The organism is Acidovorax sp. LjRoot66, from assembly GCF_964253305.1.
Lineage (GTDB): Bacteria > Pseudomonadota > Gammaproteobacteria > Burkholderiales > Burkholderiaceae_C > Acidovorax.
In genome coordinates, this window is record NZ_CAXUQU020000001.1 from 5,603,768 (window position 1) to 5,622,544 (window position 18,777).

Annotated in this window: 20 protein-coding genes; 7 read left to right on the forward strand and 13 right to left on the reverse strand. The window is 67.4% G+C overall.

Going from position 1 to position 18,777, the window contains the following annotated elements:
* Window position 1 precedes the first annotated feature (1 nt).
* A complete protein-coding gene (locus ACSQ3Y_RS26275) occupies window positions 2–967 on the reverse strand; it encodes a tRNA dihydrouridine synthase (protein ID WP_436179360.1) in 966 nt (321 codons plus the stop codon).
* A gap of 130 nt (window positions 968–1,097) precedes the next feature.
* Here ACSQ3Y_RS26275 and ACSQ3Y_RS26280 point away from each other — a divergent pair, with 130 nt between their 5' ends.
* Window positions 1,098–1,643 carry a hypothetical protein gene (locus ACSQ3Y_RS26280; protein ID WP_057202167.1) on the forward strand — a complete coding sequence of 182 codons (546 nt, stop codon included), beginning with the start codon at window positions 1,098–1,100 and terminating at the stop codon, window positions 1,641–1,643.
* 25 nt (window positions 1,644–1,668) lie between these two features.
* Here the strand turns inward: ACSQ3Y_RS26280 and ACSQ3Y_RS26285 are convergent, their stop codons facing one another.
* The 3 genes from ACSQ3Y_RS26285 to ACSQ3Y_RS26295 all read right to left on the reverse strand — a co-directional run bounded on the left by ACSQ3Y_RS26285 (window position 1,669) and on the right by ACSQ3Y_RS26295 (window position 4,037).
* Entirely contained in the window at window positions 1,669–2,820 is a 1,152-nt protein-coding gene (locus ACSQ3Y_RS26285; RefSeq protein WP_436179361.1) for a methyltransferase, read from the reverse strand.
* 7 nt (window positions 2,821–2,827) lie between these two features.
* Window positions 2,828–3,349 (reverse strand): GNAT family N-acetyltransferase, encoded by a 522-nt coding sequence (locus tag ACSQ3Y_RS26290; RefSeq protein WP_057267911.1) that lies wholly within the window; start codon window positions 3,347–3,349, stop codon window positions 2,828–2,830.
* 133 nt (window positions 3,350–3,482) lie between these two features.
* Window positions 3,483–4,037: a hypothetical protein gene (locus ACSQ3Y_RS26295; RefSeq protein ID WP_057202165.1), complete on the reverse strand. Its 555-nt coding sequence runs from the start codon at window positions 4,035–4,037 to the stop codon at window positions 3,483–3,485.
* A 184-nt stretch (window positions 4,038–4,221) separates the two neighbouring features.
* On the opposite strand from ACSQ3Y_RS26295, the gene ACSQ3Y_RS26300 reads away from it, so the two are divergent.
* Window positions 4,222–4,857, forward strand: coding sequence for a response regulator (locus ACSQ3Y_RS26300; RefSeq protein WP_057202164.1), 636 nt, complete (start codon window positions 4,222–4,224; stop codon window positions 4,855–4,857).
* Entirely contained in the window at window positions 4,844–6,691 is a 1,848-nt protein-coding gene (locus ACSQ3Y_RS26305; RefSeq protein ID WP_436179362.1) for an ATP-binding response regulator, read from the forward strand. Before ACSQ3Y_RS26300 ends, ACSQ3Y_RS26305 begins: the two co-directional genes overlap by 14 nt.
* Here ACSQ3Y_RS26305 and ACSQ3Y_RS26310 read toward each other — a convergent pair.
* The 5 genes from ACSQ3Y_RS26310 to ACSQ3Y_RS26330 all read right to left on the reverse strand — a co-directional run bounded on the left by ACSQ3Y_RS26310 (window position 6,663) and on the right by ACSQ3Y_RS26330 (window position 12,078).
* Window positions 6,663–8,102 (reverse strand): coniferyl aldehyde dehydrogenase, encoded by a 1,440-nt coding sequence (locus tag ACSQ3Y_RS26310; RefSeq protein WP_427999705.1) that lies wholly within the window; start codon window positions 8,100–8,102, stop codon window positions 6,663–6,665. The two genes, ACSQ3Y_RS26305 and ACSQ3Y_RS26310, sit on opposite strands and share 29 nt — an antisense overlap.
* Window positions 8,103–8,209: 107 nt before the next feature.
* Window positions 8,210–8,551 (reverse strand): hypothetical protein, encoded by a 342-nt coding sequence (locus ACSQ3Y_RS26315; protein WP_436179363.1) that lies wholly within the window; start codon window positions 8,549–8,551, stop codon window positions 8,210–8,212.
* A gap of 52 nt (window positions 8,552–8,603) precedes the next feature.
* Window positions 8,604–11,213, reverse strand: a complete 2,610-nt coding sequence (gene clpB / locus ACSQ3Y_RS26320) for an ATP-dependent chaperone ClpB (RefSeq protein WP_436179364.1) — start codon at window positions 11,211–11,213, stop codon at window positions 8,604–8,606.
* A 146-nt stretch (window positions 11,214–11,359) separates the two neighbouring features.
* Complete coding sequence (locus tag ACSQ3Y_RS26325) at window positions 11,360–11,851, reverse strand: molybdenum cofactor biosynthesis protein MoaE (protein WP_057202159.1); 492 nt, start codon at window positions 11,849–11,851, stop codon at window positions 11,360–11,362.
* A complete protein-coding gene (locus tag ACSQ3Y_RS26330) occupies window positions 11,848–12,078 on the reverse strand; it encodes a hypothetical protein (protein ID WP_007849068.1) in 231 nt (76 codons plus the stop codon). Before ACSQ3Y_RS26330 ends, ACSQ3Y_RS26325 begins: the two co-directional genes overlap by 4 nt.
* A 65-nt stretch (window positions 12,079–12,143) precedes the next feature.
* On the opposite strand from ACSQ3Y_RS26330, the gene ACSQ3Y_RS26335 reads away from it, so the two are divergent.
* The 4 genes from ACSQ3Y_RS26335 to dapA all read left to right on the forward strand — a co-directional run bounded on the left by ACSQ3Y_RS26335 (window position 12,144) and on the right by dapA (window position 15,156).
* The gene (locus ACSQ3Y_RS26335; protein ID WP_057202158.1) at window positions 12,144–12,398 is read left to right on the forward strand and encodes a hypothetical protein; all 255 of its coding nucleotides are present in this window, start codon (window positions 12,144–12,146) and stop codon (window positions 12,396–12,398) included.
* An 87-nt stretch (window positions 12,399–12,485) separates the two neighbouring features.
* Window positions 12,486–13,613: an acyltransferase family protein gene (locus tag ACSQ3Y_RS26340; protein WP_436179365.1), complete on the forward strand. Its 1,128-nt coding sequence runs from the start codon at window positions 12,486–12,488 to the stop codon at window positions 13,611–13,613.
* 32 nt (window positions 13,614–13,645) lie between these two features.
* The gene (locus ACSQ3Y_RS26345; protein WP_436179366.1) at window positions 13,646–13,987 is read left to right on the forward strand and encodes a hypothetical protein; all 342 of its coding nucleotides are present in this window, start codon (window positions 13,646–13,648) and stop codon (window positions 13,985–13,987) included.
* Window positions 13,988–14,247: 260 nt separating this feature from the next.
* The gene (gene dapA / locus ACSQ3Y_RS26350) at window positions 14,248–15,156 is read left to right on the forward strand and encodes a 4-hydroxy-tetrahydrodipicolinate synthase (RefSeq protein ID WP_436179367.1); all 909 of its coding nucleotides are present in this window, start codon (window positions 14,248–14,250) and stop codon (window positions 15,154–15,156) included.
* A 23-nt stretch (window positions 15,157–15,179) separates the two neighbouring features.
* Here dapA and moaD read toward each other — a convergent pair whose 3' ends face one another.
* The 4 genes from moaD to thrC form a co-directional block, all read right to left on the reverse strand.
* Complete coding sequence (gene moaD, locus ACSQ3Y_RS26355; protein WP_436179368.1) at window positions 15,180–15,431, reverse strand: molybdopterin converting factor subunit 1; 252 nt, start codon at window positions 15,429–15,431, stop codon at window positions 15,180–15,182.
* Window positions 15,428–16,663, reverse strand: coding sequence for a molybdopterin molybdotransferase MoeA (locus ACSQ3Y_RS26360; RefSeq protein WP_436179369.1), 1,236 nt, complete (start codon window positions 16,661–16,663; stop codon window positions 15,428–15,430). Before ACSQ3Y_RS26360 ends, moaD begins: the two co-directional genes overlap by 4 nt.
* On the reverse strand, window positions 16,660–17,205 hold the full coding sequence (gene mobB, locus ACSQ3Y_RS26365; protein WP_436179370.1) for a molybdopterin-guanine dinucleotide biosynthesis protein B: 546 nt from the start codon (window positions 17,203–17,205) through the stop codon (window positions 16,660–16,662). Before mobB ends, ACSQ3Y_RS26360 begins: the two co-directional genes overlap by 4 nt.
* 135 nt (window positions 17,206–17,340) lie before the next feature.
* Window positions 17,341–18,771 carry a threonine synthase gene (gene thrC, locus ACSQ3Y_RS26370; RefSeq protein WP_057202151.1) on the reverse strand — a complete coding sequence of 477 codons (1,431 nt, stop codon included), beginning with the start codon at window positions 18,769–18,771 and terminating at the stop codon, window positions 17,341–17,343.
* Window positions 18,772–18,777 lie beyond the last annotated feature (6 nt).

The window sequence follows — 18,777 nt, forward strand, 5'->3', positions numbered from 1 at the left end:
TTCAGACCGTGACGCGGTCCTGCAACGCGTCCACCCAGACCGTGATGGCGCGCTGGTCCGTCATGGTCCTCACATGCTGGTACGCCGCCTCGCCCTCGGGGAAGCGCCGGCGCATCAGGTTCAGCCACTGCTTGAGGCGGCCCGCGCGCTGGCGCGGCTCCAGGTCCTCGCAGACCAGTTGCCAGAATGCGGCGATGTGCGGCAGCAGGTCGGCCCATTGCACGGTGTCCGAGCCCGGCTCCCCCGCATCCTTGGCACGGATGGCGCGCGCCAGCCCAGGGTCGGCCACCATGCCACGCCCCAGCATCAGCGCATCGCAGCCCGATACCTCGCGGCAGCGCAGCGCGTCGGCCACCGTCCATATCTCGCCATTGGCGACCACGGGCAAGGCCACGGCCGCGCGGATGGCCGGTATCTGCTCCCAGTAGGCCGGGGGCCGGTAGCCGTCGGCCTTGGTACGGGCATGCACTACCAGCTCGCAGGCGCCGCCCGCCTCCATGGCCTGTGCGCACTCGCGCATCAGGCCGCTGTCGTTGAAGCCCAAACGCATCTTGGCGGAGACCGGCAGATGCGCCGGCACGGCGCGCCGCACCGCCGCCACCAGCGCGGCAATGCGCTCGGGCTCTTGCAGCAGGGCCGCCCCGCCGCCGTGGCGGTTGACCACCTTGGCCGGGCAGCCGAAGTTCAGATCGATCCCTTCGGGCCCGAGAGCCGCCAAGCGTGCCGCATTCTCGGCCATGCTCACCGGGTCGGAGCCCAGCAACTGGGCGCGCACCGGCACCCCGGCCAGCGTGCGGCTGCCGTTGCGCAGCTCGGGCAGGTAGCGCAGGAACACCTTGTCTGGCAGCAACGTGCCCGTGATGCGGATGAACTCCGACACGCAGCGGTCCACCCCGCCCACCCGGGTGAGCACGTCACGCAGCACAAAATCGAGAAGCCCCTCCATCGGGGCGAGCAGCAGGGTCATCGCGCAGCAAACATCACAGAAAGAAAGCCCGCCCTGTGGGCGCAGCCAACCTGCGATTGTGCGGCAGGCGGGTCATCACAGCGTCATGCCCCGGTGCTGCAATGGTGGGTCATTGCCTTGCGCCTTCACCATGCTGCTCCAAAAAACCGACAAAGCCCGCCTGGAACTCTCGCCCGGTGTCCGCACGCTGAGCCTGCGCGAGCGGTCGCTGCTGCTGCTGGCCGACGGCAAATCCCTGTCGGACCTGCAGGCCATGTACAACGGCATCGGCGCGCAGATCGTGGACAACCTCATGCGCCAGGGCTACCTCACCGGCCCGGCCACCCTGCCCGAAGCGCCGCTGCCCACGGCTACAGTGGCTGCAGTAGCAACACCCGAGCCCCCCACCACAACATCGGCAGGTAAGCCCAACGACGCCCTGCGCTCGCTGGCCGGCACGCGCATGTACCTGTTCGACATCTGCGAGCGCATGTTCGCGCGTCGGGACCCCGCCCTGGCCCGGCAGTTCCACGAGGCCCTGCGCGGTGCGCGCGACCGCTCCAGCATGCTCGACGTGGGCGAAGCTCTGCTGGATGAAGTGGCGCAGATGGCAGGGCCCGAGCGCGCCCAGACCATTCGCGACCGCATGGACCAGCTGCTGCCCCAGGAACCTGCGGGCACACCGTCCCCGGCGTAATCGGCGGTTGCCGCAGGGCCTGGGTTCAGCCGATGGCCGCCAGCCGCCAGAGCGAAGTCACCTCGGCGGAGCGGGCGGCGTGCAAGGCATCACCGGCGTCGAAGGCCTTGGCATGCCGGGGCTGCACGTCGTGCCGACCCAGGATGCGCAGGCCACCCTCGGCGATCCAGGCCAGCAATTGCTCGCGCGGGCGCAGTTCCAGGTGCTCGGCCAGGTCCGACAGGATCAGCCAGCCCTCGCCGCCAGGCTCCAGGTGGGCCGCCAGACCCGCCAGAAAGCCGCGCAGCATGCGGCTGCCTTCGTCGTACACGGCATGCTCGATGGGTGAGCTCGGGCGCGCTGGCACCCAAGGGGGGTTGCACACCACCAGCGGCGCCCGCCCCGGAGGGAACAGGTCCGCCTGCAGCAGTTCCACCCGGTCGAGCACACCCAGGCGCTTCAGGTTGTCGAGCGCGCAGGCCATGGCGCGCGGGTCCTGGTCGGTGGCCACCACGCGCTGCACGCCGCGGCGCACCAGCACGGCCGACAACACGCCCGTGCCCGCACCGATGTCGAACGCCAAGGCGGTGGACGGCAAGGAGGTGTTTGCCACCAGGTCCACGTACTCCCCCCGCACGGGCGAGAAAACGCCGTAGTGGGGGTGGATGCGGTTGTGCGGGCCATCGCCCAGGGCAGGGATTTCCACGCCTTTCTTGCGCCATTCGTAGGCACCCACCAGGCCCAGCAGCTCGCGCAGCGTGGCCACCGAGCTTTCGCCGCTGGCCGGGCCCCAGGCCTCGGTGCAGGCCTGGCGCCAGTCCGGTGCGCGGCGCAGGTCGATTCCGTAGTCCGGCCCCAAGGGAATCAGGACCGACGACAGCACCCGCGCGCGCTGGGCCTGCGCCTGGCGGTGCAGGTGAAACGCCTGGGCCGGGGTGGCCGTGGCCGCCTTTTCGGCGGCCTTGGCCGCCGCCTTGGCCGGCTTGCGGTCCACCCGGCGCATCAGCGCCTGCAGCAGCATGCGGGCATTCTGAAAATCGCCCTGCCAAAGCAGGCCCGTGCCCTCGCAAGCCAAGCGGTAGGCGGTGTCGGCAGACAGGGTGTCATCGGCGGTCACCACCCGGCGGGGGGGCGGGGCGCTGCTTTCGGAGCGCCACTGGGCACTGTGGGCCTGGCCCAGGTGGTTCCACTCGATCATCGGGGCCTTAGTTGATGGGGCGCTTCAGGCGCACTTCTTCGATCTTGACGCCACCGATCACGGCGGTCTTGGCAGTTGAGAGTTCCTGCTTGAAGCCGGCCATTTCGTGGAAACGGATGGCGCGCTCATTGCGCAGCGGCACCCAGGCCGTGACATTGGTGCAGCCTTCTTCCTGAAGGCCATCACGGGCGGCATCCCACAGGGCCAGGCCTACGCCCTGGTTCCAGTGGGTGGGGGCGGCGTAGATGGCCCAGATTTCGCCCGTGGTGGGGCGGGATTTCTCATCGCGCGAGCGGTCATAGCCGACAAAGCCGACGATCTTCTCGCCATCGATGGCCACCTGCACCTGGGGCTCGCAATATTCGATGGCTTCGCGCCAGTAGGCCTGGCGCTTGTCGACGGAAGACATGGACTTCAATTGCTCGTCTGGCACCAGCCCTTTGTAAGCCTCTTGGGCGGAGACGGTGTGGATCTGGGCGATGGCTTTGGCATCGCGAAGCGTAGCGGGACGAACCTGGATACTGGACATGAAAAAACCGAACGAAAACGGGGGGTGAAAAAACAAAAGGACCGGCATTGTCGCCGCAAACGGTTTTTCACCCCTCGCCAGTAGGGTACCCGGCCCTGCGCGCCCCACGCAGGCGGGGGAGCAAAGCGGGCCGTCAGGCCATGGCCAGAGAGCCTCCGAGCCCGTCCCCAGCGCGCTCGCGGGCCGATTGGGCCAGCGCGCGCTTGTTGCGCGGGCGGGGCACTTTCACCTCCGGCGGCATGCCGTTGATGGCGTTCAGGCCCACCACCAGCGTCACGCTGCGCGAGCCACCATCGCGTTCATCCGGGGCATAGGCGCGGTAGCTGCCGCTGCCCTGGCCGTGGCTGCGTTGCACGGTATGGAACACGATGCGCACGCCGCTCACCCGGTGGCCGCTGAAGGGCAGCACGCGCAGGCGTGCATCGCGGTCCAGCGCCAGCCCCATGCAGCCAGGGCGGTTGATGAGGTCGGTGCGCACGCTGCGCCAGGTCAGGCCGTTGTCGGTGGAAAACTGCCAGTTGCCCGCCTGTGCATCCAGGTGCTCGACGATGACGCCCGCCGAGGCCAACAGGTCCGGGCAGTTGTCGTGCACGATCTGGGCCATGCAATTGCCGCCCACCCCCACTCCGGCGGAAGGCTTGTGCTCTGGCGACGAAATCGGTGGGTTCTGAAGAGCGCTGGCAGTCATGTTGTATTCCCCTGGTGGTTGATGGATGGTTGGTCCGACCCAACCGCCGCAGTGCGCAGCCGCCATGCGACATTCTGTTCACTGCATGGAGGAAAGTCTAGAAACCGCAGGGGCCGGCGTCCATCGCACAAATGGACTAGTTCGCACAGTTCCCTGGCGCGGTGTTGTGCGCAATACTCACGGGATGCCTGCCAGCCTGTTGCTTATTGACGACCACACCCTGTTTCGCACCGGTTTGCGCCTGATCGTGCAGGACCACCCCCTGGTGGGATCCATTGCCGAAGCCGGCTCCATTGCCGAAGCCTGTGCCCTGCCCCCTGCCCCGATGGACCTGGTGCTGCTGGACATCCAGCTGCCGGGCATGAGCGGGCTCGACGGGCTGCGCCTGCTGCGCCAGTCCTACCCCAGCGCCCGTATCGTGCTCGTCTCGGCCAGCATTGCGCCGGATGCGGTGTACGAGGCGCGCTCGCGCGGCGCCGACGGTTTCCTGCCCAAGTCGGCCAGCGGCGAGGACATCCTGGAGGCGATCAGCGTGTCCCTGTCTGGCGCGCCCTGTTTCCCCCCCAACAGCGGCAATGCCTCCACTACCCGCACGTCCGCTGCGCCCAGCCTCACCGCGCGCCAGCTTGAGGTGCTGTCGCTACTGTGCACCGGCAAGCCCAACAAGGTCATCGCGCGCCACCTGGGCCTGAGCGAGAACACCGTGCGCGTGCACGTGGCGGCCATCTTTGCACAGCTGGGCGTGAACAGCCGCAGTGCGGCGCTGCTGGCCGCGCAGCGCCTGGGCCTGTCCATGCCGCCGCTCCATGACATTGTCTGAAGCCCTGCCGCTGATCCCGCGCTGGCCCTGGACGCGCCGGCGCTGGGAGCGCGATGAAGTCCTGCGCGAGCAGGTCACGCTGCTGCGCCAGAACTTCCCCATGACCTTGCTGGCATCCCTGGCCACGGCCCTGGGCACCCTGTGGGTGATGGCGCGCGTGGCCGACACCCAGGTGGTCAGCATCTGGCTGGTCTCGCACGCGCTGGTGGTCATCGGGGTGTACGTCACGCTGCGCGGCATGGCACCGCAGCGCGATCCGGTGCTGCACTCGGCGCGCAAGCTCATGGCCTGCATGGCCGCCATGGGCCTGAGCTGGGGCAGCCTGGGCTACGTGGTGCTGTACTGGGGCACGCCGGAGAGCGTGATCTACGCCATCGGCATCGTCAGCACCGTCTCCTCCGGTGCGCTGGGCCTGGGGGCGCCGCTGTACCGCGCCTACATCACCTACCTCACCTGCGCGGTCGGGGGCATCTTCGTGGCCGTGGCCATGAGCGGCGGCCCGGCCATGTGGCCCGCCCTGTTCCTGGTGCTGGTGTACTACGCCCTGACCGGCCTGCAGGCCAGCACCGGCGACACCGCCACGCGCCGCAGCATCGCCCTCAAGCTCGAAAACGAGCGGCTGGTGGCCGAATTGCGCGCCGAGTCGCACCGCGCACTGGCCGCGCAGGCAGAGGCCGAGCGTGCAGACCGCGACAAATCGCGCTTTCTCGCCGCCGCCAGCCACGACCTGCGCCAGCCGCTGCACGCGATGGGCCTGTTCCTCGAAACCCTGCAGCGCAGCCCCATGAGCCCGCACCAGCTCACCGTGCTGGGCCACGCGCAGGCGGCTTCGGGCGCGGCGATAGAGATGCTCACCACCTTGCTCGACTATTCGCGCCTGGAGGCCGGTGTCGTCAAGATGCGGCCCGCCGCCTTCGCCGTGCAACCCCTGCTGACCGCGCTGGAGCAGGAGTTCGGCGTGCAGGCCGACAATTGCGGGCTGGTGTACCGCACGCACGAGACCTCCACCGCAGCCCATGCCGACCGCTCGCTGGTCATGCTGGTGATGCACAACTTCATCTCCAATGCGCTGCGCTACACGGCGCGCGGCGGCGTGCTCATTGCCTGCCGCCGCCGCGGCCGGCGCATCGCGCTGGAGGTCTGGGACACCGGGGCGGGCATACCGCAAAGCCAGTGGGAAAACATCTTCCAGGAGTTCCACCAGTTGGGCAACCCCGAGCGCGACCGCCGCAAGGGCCTGGGTCTGGGCCTGGCCATCGTGAAACGCCTGGCGCGCGAGATGGGTACCTCGGTGGAGCTGAGCTCCCGCCCCGGCCGGGGCTCGGTGTTCCGGCTCTGGCTCGACGCCTGGCAGGGCGCCCTGGAGGACGAGGCCCCGCCCTCCTTCAACCACTTCGATCTCACGGGGCTGCACGTGCTGGCCATCGACGATGACGAATCGGTGCGCCTGGGCATGCAGGCCCTGCTGCAAAGCTGGGGTTGCCACTGCACCACGGCTGAATCCAGTGCCGATGCGCTCGAACACATCGAGGACAGCACGCCCGACCTGATCATCACCGACTTCCGCCTGCGCCACGAAGAGACCGGCAAGCAGGTGCTGCAGGCCCTGCGTGCCTACCTGGGGGTGTCGGTGCCGGCCATCATCATGACTGGCGACACCTCGCCCCAGCGCCTGCGCGACGCGCAGACCACCTCGGCCCTGCTGCTGCACAAGCCGGTGTCCACCGGGCAGTTGCGCGATGCCATCGTGCAACTGCTGGTCAGCGGCACGCCGTCACCCACCGCAGCCCTGCCGACCGAAGCCGCTACAGCCAGCGGCGAAGAAGCCCCATGACCTGGTCGAAGCGCGCGCCGTAAGGCGGGTAGAACATCGAGCCCATCGCCCAGCGCGACTGCACCAGCACCGACTTCTGGTGGCAAAAGCGCAGGAAGCCCTGCTCGCCGTGGTAGGCACCCCAGCCGCTGTCGCCCACCCCGCCAAAGGGCAGGTTGTCGTGGGCGATGTGCATGAGCGTGTCATTCACCGTTACGCCACCGCTCACGGTGCGGCGCAGCACGTCGTCGCGCGCCGCCTCGCTCTGGCCGAACCAGTACAGCGCCAGCGGCCGCGGGCCGGCATTGATGTGTGCCACGGCGTCGTCCAGGCGCTCGTAGGAGATCACGGGCAGCACGGGCCCGAAGATCTCCTCCTGCATGATCTGCATGTCGGAGGTGACGCCAAACACCAGCGTGGGCAGCATCTGGCGGCTCGCGCCATCGCCCAGCGTGCCCACGGTGTTCACCACCGGCTTGCCCGCTGCGGGATCGATGGGCTGCACCTCGGCCCCCTGCGTCTGCGCCTGCTGCAGCATGGTGCGCAGCCGCGCATGGTGGCGCGGCGTGATGATGGAGGCGTAGTCCGGGTTGCCCTCGATGGTGGGGAACAGGCGCGCCACGGCGGCCCGGTAGGCATTGGCAAACTCGGTCTCGCGCCCGCGCGGCACCAGCAGGTAGTCGGGCGCAATGCAGGTCTGGCCGGCATTGAGCAGCTTGCCGTGGGCGATCTTGAGCGCCGCGTCCTGCATGTCGCAGTGGCCGTCGATGATGCAGGGCGACTTGCCACCGAGCTCCAGCGTGGTGGGTGTGAGGTTCTGCGCGGCCGCGATGGCCACCTTGCGCCCTACGGGCGTGGAACCGGTGAACACCAGGTGGTCGAACGGCAGCGAGGCAAAAAGTGCCGCCAGGTTGGCATCGCCCTGCACCACGCAGAATTCGTCGGGGGCAAAGAACTGCGCCACCAGCAGCGCCAGCTGGGCCGAGGTGTGCGGCGTGAGCTCGCTGGGCTTGAGCATCACGCGGTTGCCCGCAGCCAGTGCAGTGATGGCGGGCGCAAGCGCCAATTGCACAGGGTAGTTCCAGGGAGCGATCACGCCCACCACACCGAGCGGCTGGCGCTGTATGTGCGCGGAGGCAGGCTGAAGGTAGATGGGTGTGCGCACCTTCTGCGGCTTCATCCAGCGCGCCAGGTGCTTCAAGGTATGCGACAGCAGGGTGCGCAGCACGAAGAAATCCGCCACCTCGGTGAGCCGGGGCGAACGCATGCCGAAATCGGCCTGCACCGCCGCCGCCAGCACGGGCCCGTTTTCATCGAGCAGCTTGCGCATGCGCAGCAGGCGCTCGCGGCGCACGAGCAAAGGCACCTCGACCTGGGTGCGGCTGGCCTGCCGCTGGGTTTCAAAAAGGGCGTGGATGTCGGCTGGTGTCATGGAGCGCATGATAGAGCGCCCGGCCCCTGCCGCCGGACCATGCCGGCGCGTCTAGAGGGGCATGCCGAGCACCGCTTTCAGCGCTTGTTGCGGCTTTGCACCAGCGCTCAGCGCAGCTCGCGCGGCTCCACATCGGTCACCTCCACGGCGCTGGGCAGCACCCCGCCGCGCCGCGATGGCGCTGCCGACTCCGCGGCGCCATCGGGCGGGCGCGCAGCCCCCCATTGCGCCCTGGAGCGCATGGCAGCGCTGAATCCCGTGCGCGGGTCGACCCGCATGACCCAAGGGGTCATGGGCCGGCCCGTGAGCCGTGCCCAGGTCGCGCGCGCTGCCCACGCCAAACCCAGCACCAGCGCTGCAGCCAGCAGGCTCAGGAACACCACCAGCCCCATGGCCAGCACCAGGGCACGCAGCGCAATGCGCACCAGACCCGAAACAAGATTGTTCAAACGACACCTTTCCTTTCAACAGGGCGGGCTCCCATGGCCGCCCCTTCCCCGATCAAGCAGGCTCGGACGCACCGCCAAACTGGAACACCCCCGGGTCCAGCACCGGGTCCACCGTCACCGGGATCACGCTCTTGGGCGGGAAACGGCCTTCCAGCAGCAGCTTCGACAGGGGATTCTCGATGCGCTGCTGGATGGCCCTCTTGAGCGGACGGGCACCGAACACCGGATCGAACCCCACCTTGGCCAGTTCTTCGAGCGCCGGGGCCGAGATCTGCAGCTGCAGGTCCATCTTGGCCAGGCGCGCTTCGAGCAGTTGCAGCTGGATGCGTGCAATCGCCTCGATGTTCTTCGCATCCAACGCATGGAACACCACCGTCTCATCGATCCGGTTCAGGAATTCGGGTCGGAAATGGTTCTTGAGTTCCCCCCACACCGCTTCCTTGATGTCCTCGGCGTCCTGCCCCACCATGGCCTGGATCAGGTGCGAGCCGATGTTGCTGGTCATCACGATCACCGTGTTCTTGAAGTCCACGGTGCGGCCCTGGCCATCGGTCAGGCGGCCATCGTCGAGCACCTGCAGCAGCACGTTGAACACGTCCGGGTGGGCCTTCTCCACCTCGTCGAGCAGCAGCACGCTGTAGGGCTTGCGGCGCACGGCTTCGGTCAGGTAGCCACCTTCCTCGTACCCCACATAGCCCGGGGGCGCACCGATCAGGCGGGCCACCGAGTGCTTTTCCATGAACTCGCTCATGTCGATGCGGATCAGGTGGTCCTCGCTATCGAACAGGAAACCCGCCAGCGCCTTGCACAGCTCGGTCTTGCCCACGCCCGTGGGGCCCAGGAACAGGAAGGAGCCCGTGGGGCGGTTGGGGTCGGACAGGCCCGAGCGCGAGCGGCGGATGGCGTTGGCCACGGCGGTGATGGCCTCTTCCTGGCCCACCACGCGCTCGTGCAGTTTGCCCTCCATCTGCAAGAGCTTGTCCTTCTCGCCCTGCATCATCTTGGCCACCGGGATGCCCGTGGCGCGGCTCACGACCTCGGCAATCTCCTCGGCACCCACCTGTGTGCGCAACAGGCGCGGTGTGCTCGCCACGCCGTCCTTGCCATCTTCCTTGGCCTGGGCTTCCTTGAGCTGGCGCTCCAGGTCGGGCAGCTTGCCGTACTGCAGCTCGGCCACCTTGTTGAAGTCGCCCTTGCGGGTGAACTCCTCGATCTGGAACTTGAGCTTGTCGATGGCTTCACGCACGTGCGCACTGCCCTGGGCCTGGGCCTTTTCGGCCTGCCAGATCTCGTCGTAGTCAGCGATCTCCTTTTGCAGGCGCACGATCTCTTCTTCGATCAGGCCAAAGCGCTTGACCGAAGATTCGTCCTTTTCGCGGCGCACGGCCTCGCGCTCGATCTGCAGCTGGATCAGCCGGCGGTCGAGCTTGTCCATGACCTCGGGCTTGGAGTCCATCTCGATCTTGATCTTGGAGGCCGCCTCGTCGATCAGGTCAATGGCCTTGTCGGGCAGGAAGCGGTCGGTGATGTAGCGGTGCGACAGCTCCGCCGCGGCCACGATGGCCGGGTCGGTGATGTCCACGCCATGGTGCACCTCGTACTTTTCCTGCAGGCCGCGCAGGATGGCGATGGTCGCCTCCACCGTGGGCTCGCCCACGAGGATCTTCTGGAAGCGGCGCTCCAGCGCGGCATCCTTCTCGATGTACTTGCGGTATTCGTCGAGCGTGGTGGCACCCACGCAGTGCAGCTCGCCGCGCGCCAGGGCCGGCTTGAGCATGTTGCCCGCGTCCATGGCCCCCTCGCCCTTGCCGGCGCCCACCATGGTGTGCAACTCGTCGATGAAGACAATGGTCTGGCCCTCGTCCTTGGCCAGCTCGTTGAGCACGGCCTTCAGGCGTTCCTCGAACTCACCACGGTACTTGGCACCGGCCAGGAGGGCAGCCATGTCCAGGCTGAGCACACGCTTGCCCTTGAGCGACTCGGGCACCTCGCCAGCCACGATGCGCTGGGCCAGGCCTTCCACGATGGCGGTCTTGCCCACGCCAGGCTCGCCGATGAGCACGGGGTTGTTCTTGGTGCGCCGCTGCAGTACCTGGATAGCGCGGCGGATCTCGTCGTCGCGGCCGATCACGGGGTCGAGCTTGCCCATGCGGGCGCGCTCGGTGAGGTCCATGCAGTATTTGGCCAGCGCGCCGCGCTGGCCTTCGGCATCGGCGCTGTCCATCTTCTGGCCGCCGCGCACGGCCTCGATGGCCGCCTCCAGGCTCTTGCGCGTGAGGCCGTTGTCCTTGGCGATGGTGGCGGCCTCGCCCTTGCTGTCGATCAGCGCGAGCAGGAACAGCTCGCTGGCGATGAACTGGTCACCACGCTTGATGGCCTCTTTCTCGGTGGCCTGCAGCACGCGGCCCAGCTCGGGGCCGCCCTGCACCTGCTCCTGGCCGTGCACGGCCGGCAGGCGCTTGACGGCGCTTTCCGCAGCGGCCAGCAGGCCCTGCACATTGGCACCGGCGCGCTGCAGCAGCGCGCGCGGCCCGTCTTCCTGGCGCAGCATGGCCACGAGCATGTGCACGGGCTCGATGTAGGCGTTGTCATTGCCCAGCGCAAGGGTCTGGGCGTCGCTCAGGGCTTCCTGGAACTTGGTGGTGAACTTGTCGAGACGCATGGGTGAATGTCCTTCCGAATTGCGTCACACATGGGGACTTTCGGCACCCTTTTCAAGCATCCCGAGCCTGGGTCAGGGCCATCAGGCGGCGTCAGTCCCACCTTGTGCGCCTGCTTTGGCGGCGCGGCGCACAAAATTACCAATATTTACATGTCACCGTGGGCCGGTGCAATGCCCCAGCGGGCCAGCGCCGCGTCGTCGCTCACGCGCGCATCGACCCAGCGCGCACCCGCAGGGGTGACTTCCTTCTTCCAGAACGGCGCCTGGGTCTTGAGGTAGTCCATCAGGAACTCGCAGGCCTCGAAACTCTGGCCCCGGTGGGCACTGGTGACCGCCACCAGCACGATCTGGTCGAGCGGCTGCAGCAGCCCCACGCGGTGGATCACGCGCACGCCAAAGAGCTCGAAGCGCCCGAAGGCGGCCTCGACCATCGCGGCAATGGACTTTTCGGTCATGCCCGGGTAGTGCTCCAGCTCCAGGGAGGCCACGTCGTCGCCATCGTTGCGGTCGCGCACCGTGCCCACGAAGGCGCACACCGCGCCCACGCGGCGGTCTTCGCGGCGCAGCGCTGCGACTTCGGCGGACAGGTCGAAGTCCGCCGTCTGGATGGAGACACTGCCTGCCGGGCGGGTAGTCATGGAGAGCGGTGCAGGCGGGGGGCGGCCAGCAGGGCACGCTCCTCTTCCAGCACTTTTTCCAGTTGCACGAGCGCGGGGGTGCGTGGCAGCTTGGCCACCAGGGCCTGCAAACGCGTGACATCGGTCACCGTCGGGGCCACTTTCACCTGCGCGATGGCCGCAGGGTGGTTGCCGGATTGGATCAACGCCAGTACCTTCGTGGGCCATTCACTCTTGGGTTTTGCCATGGATCTGTTTTTTTCTGAAGGAAATGATTGTCTGTAGGATCCAGAGAACTGTACCCCTACCTGACATGGCCACACAAACCATCACCACCGAAAAATACAAGCTCTACCCGTCGCCGCGCAACCGCAGCAAGGATATCTTCGCGCATGAGGTGTTCGTGCCCTACCCCTATGCCCTGGTGGACCTGGACAGCATGGACCTGGCAGGCCAGTCGACGCTGTTCGCCGCCTGCCGGCTGTCGGACATGAAGATGGGCCAGGTGGTGACCTTCGAGCTGGATGCGGACCGAACGAAGTTCGAGCGGCTGTTCACGCCCGACTGACGGCCCGGCCAAGTCGCCAATAATGCGTGCGGTGCCGCCGGACCGGCCGCGCCATACACCGTCCTCGCAAGGGCATTTCACTCCAGCATGAAATTTTCAGACATCACGCAGCGCCTGCAATCGGTAGAACACGACAACAACATCGACGTCCTGCGCGCCTGCGCCATCCTCTCGGTGGCGCTGCACCACTTCTCGGTCTACGCCGGCATCCCGGTGCCGCTGTTCGGCCCCGATGGCGGCGGCATCGGCGTGCAGCTGTTCTTCCTGATCTCGGGCTACCTCATCATCCAGAGCGCCGAGCGCAACAGCATGGGCGACTATGCCAAGGCACGGTTCTTTCGCATCTTCCCGGTATACTGGGTCGCCCTGGTGGGCATCGTGCTGGTCGAGATGGCGTTGGTCCCCGGGTTCCGGCAACTGGTGGCCAACGACTACCCGCACTTCCTGCTCAACCTGCTCAACCTGCAGCAGCTGTCCGTGCGCAGCAGCCTGTTCTTCGACCGCGTGCACGTGGGCTGGACGCTCACGGTAGAGCTCTTCTGGTATGCCATCGTGGTGGTGCTGGCCCTGGTGGCGCACCGCGTGCGCTGGCGGCATTTCTGGCTGGGCGTTCTGGTCCTGTCCACCCTGCTGTCCATCGCCTGGATCAAGACGGCCAACACCGGCGCGCTCGACTTCCTCTACCTGGCCCAGGCGCGCAACGCCGGGGTGGAATTCACGCCCCTGCTGCAGCATGTGCTGATCAAGTCCAACATCGTGGGCTACCTGTACTTCTTCGTGATGGGCACGGTGATCTACCGGTACGAGAAGGTGCTCAGGCGCATCCCCAGCAGCATCCTGTGGCCGGTGGCGCTGCTGCTGATCTTGCTGTGGTCGCAGTGGCAGGTCGTCGTGGGGTTGGCGCCGCAGCCGCTGGCCGCCGTGGGCCTGGCCTGCGTGTTCATCCTGTTCCTCAAGCTGCCGCCCATCAAGGACGTGCTGGTGCGCTACATCGGCAAGATTTCTTATTCGCTGTACCTCGTCCATGCCAAGGTGATGGTCGTGGTCTATGCCAACCTGCAATGGTCGGGCGCAGGCGCCCACCTCACCGTCGTCATTGCCACCTTGCTGCTGGCCACTGCGCTGTACTACACCGTGGAACAGCCCATGATCGACTACGGCAAGCGCTTTCGCAGCAAGAACCGCAGCAGCGTGCCGAACAGCGCTGCGGCCTGACCCTTCCATTGCCATTTCGACCTGCCTGCGCCATGCACGACGACGACAACCAGATCCACGTCCCCCCGTCCTTCATGGCTGTATACAGCGATGCCCGCCAGCGCCTGCGCGAGCCGGCCAGCGTGGTGCGCACGCGCTACGAGCTGTGCGAAGACCTGGCCGGGCACCTGGTGGAGCATGCGCAGACGCTCTACCACGTGCAGGCGCCTTCCGAAACCGAGATCCTGCGGCGCATCCATGCCGGGCTGTGCACCGCCGAGTCCGGCGTCTCGGTACCCGAGGCCACCTGGATCGTGACGCGTCTGGCCGAGTTGCTGGCATGGCAGTGCCCCGAACTGGTCGCCCCCGTGGAGCCGGCGCCCGAGCAGGGCTGACGCGCTCCCCGCTATACTGCTCGCCATGACCACCCACTGCACCCTGGCCCTTCCTACCGCACCCGCGGTGGCAGGGCATTGCGTGGTCAAAGCCAAAAAACCAGAGCTCATCTGACCGGAGCTGTGGTTCCGTCCGGATGAGCGACGGAACCCCTGGCAGAAAGACAGCTCCCTTTACCCCTCCCCCTTTCTTTCCCGGTATTCCGCGCGCGCAGCCTGGCGGTTCTTCCCTTGGTCGAACCCTGAAAGGATGTTTTCGCATGTCCCCCCTGCCGATTGCCACTGCGGCTGTACCTGCTGCTGCAGCCAACCACCCCAACAGCCCCGTCTTCAGCGGTCTTTGGATCGCCCTGGTCACGCCGTTCAAGGACGGCGCAGTGGACCACCCTGCCCTCGCCGCCCTGACAGCCCGGCTGCGTGCCGAAGGCGTCTCGGGCTTCGTCGCCTGCGGCTCCACCGGGGAGGCCGCCGCCCTGGAAAAGGCCGAGCAGTTGCAGGTGCTGGAAACCACGCTCGAAGCCGCCCGCGATCTGCCCGTGGTGATGGGAGTCTCGGGCTACCACCAGGGCCAGGTACTGGACCAGGTGCAGGCCCTGGCGTGCTACCCGCTGGCGGGCCTGCTGGTGTCCGCGCCGCATTACATCCGCCCGTCACAGGACGGCCTGCTGCACTGGTTTCGCGCCATCGCCGACGCCAGCACGGTGCCCGTGGTCATCTACGACATTCCGTACCGCACGGGCGCCACACTCACCCCCGAGACGCTGCTGGCACTGGCGGCACACCCACGCATCCAGGCCATCAAGGACTGCGGCGGCAGCACGGCCAAGACGCAAGCCCTGATCGCGGATGGCCGCCTCCAGGTGCTGACGGGTGAAGACGCGCAAATCTTCAATACGCTGGCACTGGGCGGCGCGGGCGCCATCTCTGCCTGCGCGCACTGGCAGACACCACAGTTTGTGGAACTGGTGGGCTTGCTGCGCGGGGGCGATCTGCCCCAGGCCCGCCGCACATGGCAGGCCCTGCAACCCTGGATCGAGGCTTGCTTTGCCGAACCCAACCCTGCCCCGCTCAAGGCCATGCTCGCGCATGCAGGAGAAATGCGCAATGAGCTGCGCGCACCCATGATGGCGGCCTCGGAAGCCCTGGTACAGCGCCTGCAGGCCCTGTAGCCGGGGCCCAGCGCGCGAAAGGATCAGCCGCCCGTGACGGGTGGGAAAAAAGCCACTTCGGCACCCTCGTGCAGAGCAGCATCTTCGGTGCTGAGCACTTGGTTCAGCGCCATGCGCACGGCCCGGCCCCGGGCCAGGCTGGCGGCGTGGGCGCTGCCGCGCGCGATCAACTCATCGCGCAGTTCGCCCAGGGTCGCCGCAGCGGTGTCCACCGCTTCGCTGCCCTGGCCGATGGCCTCGCGGATGGAGGCGAAATAACGCACGGTGATCTTCATGCCAGCAGCTCCGCAAAGGCAATGAACTGCACCGTATCGCCCGGCGCAATGGTCTGGCCGGCAGGGTTGTCCACCACGCCATCACCCCAGGCGGCGGAGGTGAGCACGCCCGAGCTCTGGTTGGCAAACAGATCGAGGCCCCCCGCCGCGTTGTGCCGCACGCGCAGGAACTCGCGGCGCTTGTCGGCCCGGGGCCAGGCGAAATGCGCCGTGGCCGGCAGCGCGCGTGGGGCCACAGCCTGCACGCCCTGCAGGCGCAGCAAGAAGGGCCGCACCAGCAGCGCAAAGGTCAGGAAGCTCGATACCGGGTTGCCGGGCAGCCCCATGAAGTGGGCGTTGCCGATACGCCCATAGGCAAAGGGCTTGCCCGGCTTCATGGCGATCTGCCAGAGATCGAGCGTTCCCAGCGACTCCACGGCGGGCTTGATGTGGTCCTCTTCACCCACGGACACGCCGCCGCTGGTGAGGATCAGGTCATGGGCTTCGCTCGCACGCTGCAGGGCCTCGATGGTCGCATCGCGCCGGTCGGGCACGATGCCCAGATCCGTTACCTCGCAACCCAGGCGCAGCAGCATGGCGCGCAGGAAGAAGCGGTTGCTGTTGTAGATGGCACCCGGGCGCATCTGCTCGGGCGGCACGTCCCCCGGCATGACCAGTTCGTCGCCGGTGGAGAACAGCGCCACGCGGGGGCGGCGCGCCACCTGTAGCTGGTGCAGGCCGATGCTCGCCGCCAGGCCCAGTTCCGCCGGGGTCAGGCGCATGCCGGCAGACAGCACCACCGCGCCGCGGGTGATGTCCTCGCCAGCACGGCGTATCCACTGGCCGGCAGTCGGCACGGCATTGATCCGTACCTGACCGTCGTCCAGGGCTTCGCAGTCCTCCTGCATCAGCACCGCATCGGCGCCGTCGGGAATCGGAGCCCCCGTGAAGATGCGCGCGGCCGTGCCCGGCTGCAAAGGCGCCCCCGCACTGCCGGCGGCGATGCGTTGCGACACGGACAACACCGTGCCTGCAGTCGCCACGTCGGCGCGGCGCACGGCGTAGCCGTCCATGGAACTGTTGTCGTTGGGAGGCACCTGCAGGGACGAGACGGCGTCCTGGGCCAGCACCCGGCCGTCGGCATCGAAGGTGGTGACCGTGTCGGTACCTGCCAGCGGGGTGGCACGCTCCAGCAACTCGGCCAGGGCGTCGGCCAGGGATTTAAGGGGCTTGAAAGCGGTGAGGGGTCTCATTGGTGCAGGTCCCAGTCGTACTCGAAGCGCTCGCCATACTGCAGCAGCCAGTCCACGACCTGCGCCGGGTCGTTCAGGTCGAGCAGGGGCAGACCGGTGGGCACCGGCAACTGCCCCGGGGCATCGGTGGCCACTGCCGCCACAAAATCGTCTTCGGTATAGCGCACGGGCTTGGGGGCCTGGCCGGCCTCGGGGGCGCGCCAGACCTCGACCTTGAGCAGATCGCTGTCCTTGAAGCCCTCCACCAGCACCCAGTCCACGCCCTGGTACAACTCGGCGAGCAGGTGGTGCACGGTGAGCTCGGCCGGCCGCTCGAACTCGCGCACCAGCGCCAGGCGCCGGTCGGAGGCGGCCACCACCTCGAAGGCACCGGCCTCGCGGTGGCGCCAGGTGTCCTTGCCCACGTGATCGATGTCGAAACTGTGGTGTGCGTGCTTGACCACCGAGACCCGCAGGCCGCGCAGCCGCATCTCGGGAATGAGCTGCTCGACCAGCGTGGTCTTGCCGCTGCCGGAGAACCCTGCAAAACCTACAACCTTCATCCCATGCTCCTGCACAAGGCCATGGCATCCATGGCCCACCCAAGCTCCGTCAAAGAGCGAAAGGGGCGCCACCCTCGGCGCCCCGAATGACAACCCCTGCCCGGCGCGCCATGGCGCGGCTGGGCAGGCGGCCCCTCACTGGCAGTGGCGCTCGATGTAGGCCTGCACCAGGCGCACGTCGGCAGGCATCACCTGCACGCGCTTGGGCAGGTCCTCGATGCCGGCGAACTTCGCAGGCCGCTCGGGCGAATGGCCCAGGGCCTCGACGATGGTCTCGGCGAACTTGATGGGCAGGGCCGTCTCGAGCACGATCATGGGCACGGCCGGGTCGCTGTGGTGTTCCAGCGCCACCTTCACCCCGTCGGCGGTGTGGGTGTCGATGGTCACGCCATGGCGCTGGAAGTTGCCCCTGATGGTGGCCAGGCGGTCGGCATGCGTGCTCTTGCCGCTCTCGAAGCCGTAGCGGGTGGCCGCCTCGGCAAAGAGCGGGTCGGCGCTCAGGTCGAATTTCCCCTCCTTGGCCAGCGCATCGCCGAACAGGGCCTTGGTGCGTGCGCCGTCGCGGCCCAGCAGGTCGAACACGAAGCGCTCGAAATTGCTGGCCTTGCTGATGTCCATCGATGGGCTGGACGTTTCATGCGTGTCGGCGCTGCTGCGCACGCGGTACACACCGGTGCGGAAGAACTCGTCGAGCACGTCGTTCTCGTTGGTGGCCAGCACCAGCTTGGCGATCGGCAGGCCCATGGAGCGCGCCACATGGCCCGCGCAGATGTTGCCGAAGTTGCCGCTGGGCACTGTGAAGCTGACCTGCTGGTCGTTGCGCTCGGTGGCCTGCACGTAGCCGGCAAAGTAGTAGACCACCTGCGCCAGCAGGCGCGCCCAGTTGATGGAGTTGACGGTGCCGATCTTGTACTTGCGTTTGAAGGGCAGGTCGTTGCTCACGGCCTTGACGATGTCCTGGCAGTCGTCGAACACGCCTTCGATGGCGATGTTGTGGATGTTCTCGTCCTGCAGGCTGAACATCTGCGCCTGCTGGAAGGCACTCATGCGGCCGTGCGGGCTGGTCATGAAGACGCGCACGCCCTTCTTGCCGCGCATGGCGTACTCGGCCGCGCTGCCGGTGTCGCCGCTGGTGGCGCCCAGGATGTTGAGCTCCTCGCCGCGGCGGTTCAGTTCGTACTCGAACAGGTTGCCCAGGAGCTGCATGGCCATGTCCTTGAAGGCCAGCGTGGGGCCGTTGGACAGGGCTTCGAGCCACAGGCTGTTTTCCAGGTGGCGCAGGGGCACGATCTCGCCGGTGCCGAAGACCTCGGCCGTGTACGTCTTCTCGCACAGCGCCTTCAGGTCGGCGGCCGGGATGTCGTCGATGTACAGCGACAGGATCTGGAAGGCCAGCTCGGCGTAGCCCTGCTCGTGGTAGGCCTTGCGCAGGCGCGTGAGCATGGCGTCGTCGACCTGCGGGTAGTGCTCGGGCAGGTACAGGCCGCCATCGGGGGCCAGGCCTTCGAGCAGGATGTCGCAGAACTGCTTGCGGTCTGCATGGCCGCGGGTGCTGAGGTATTTCATGGTGGT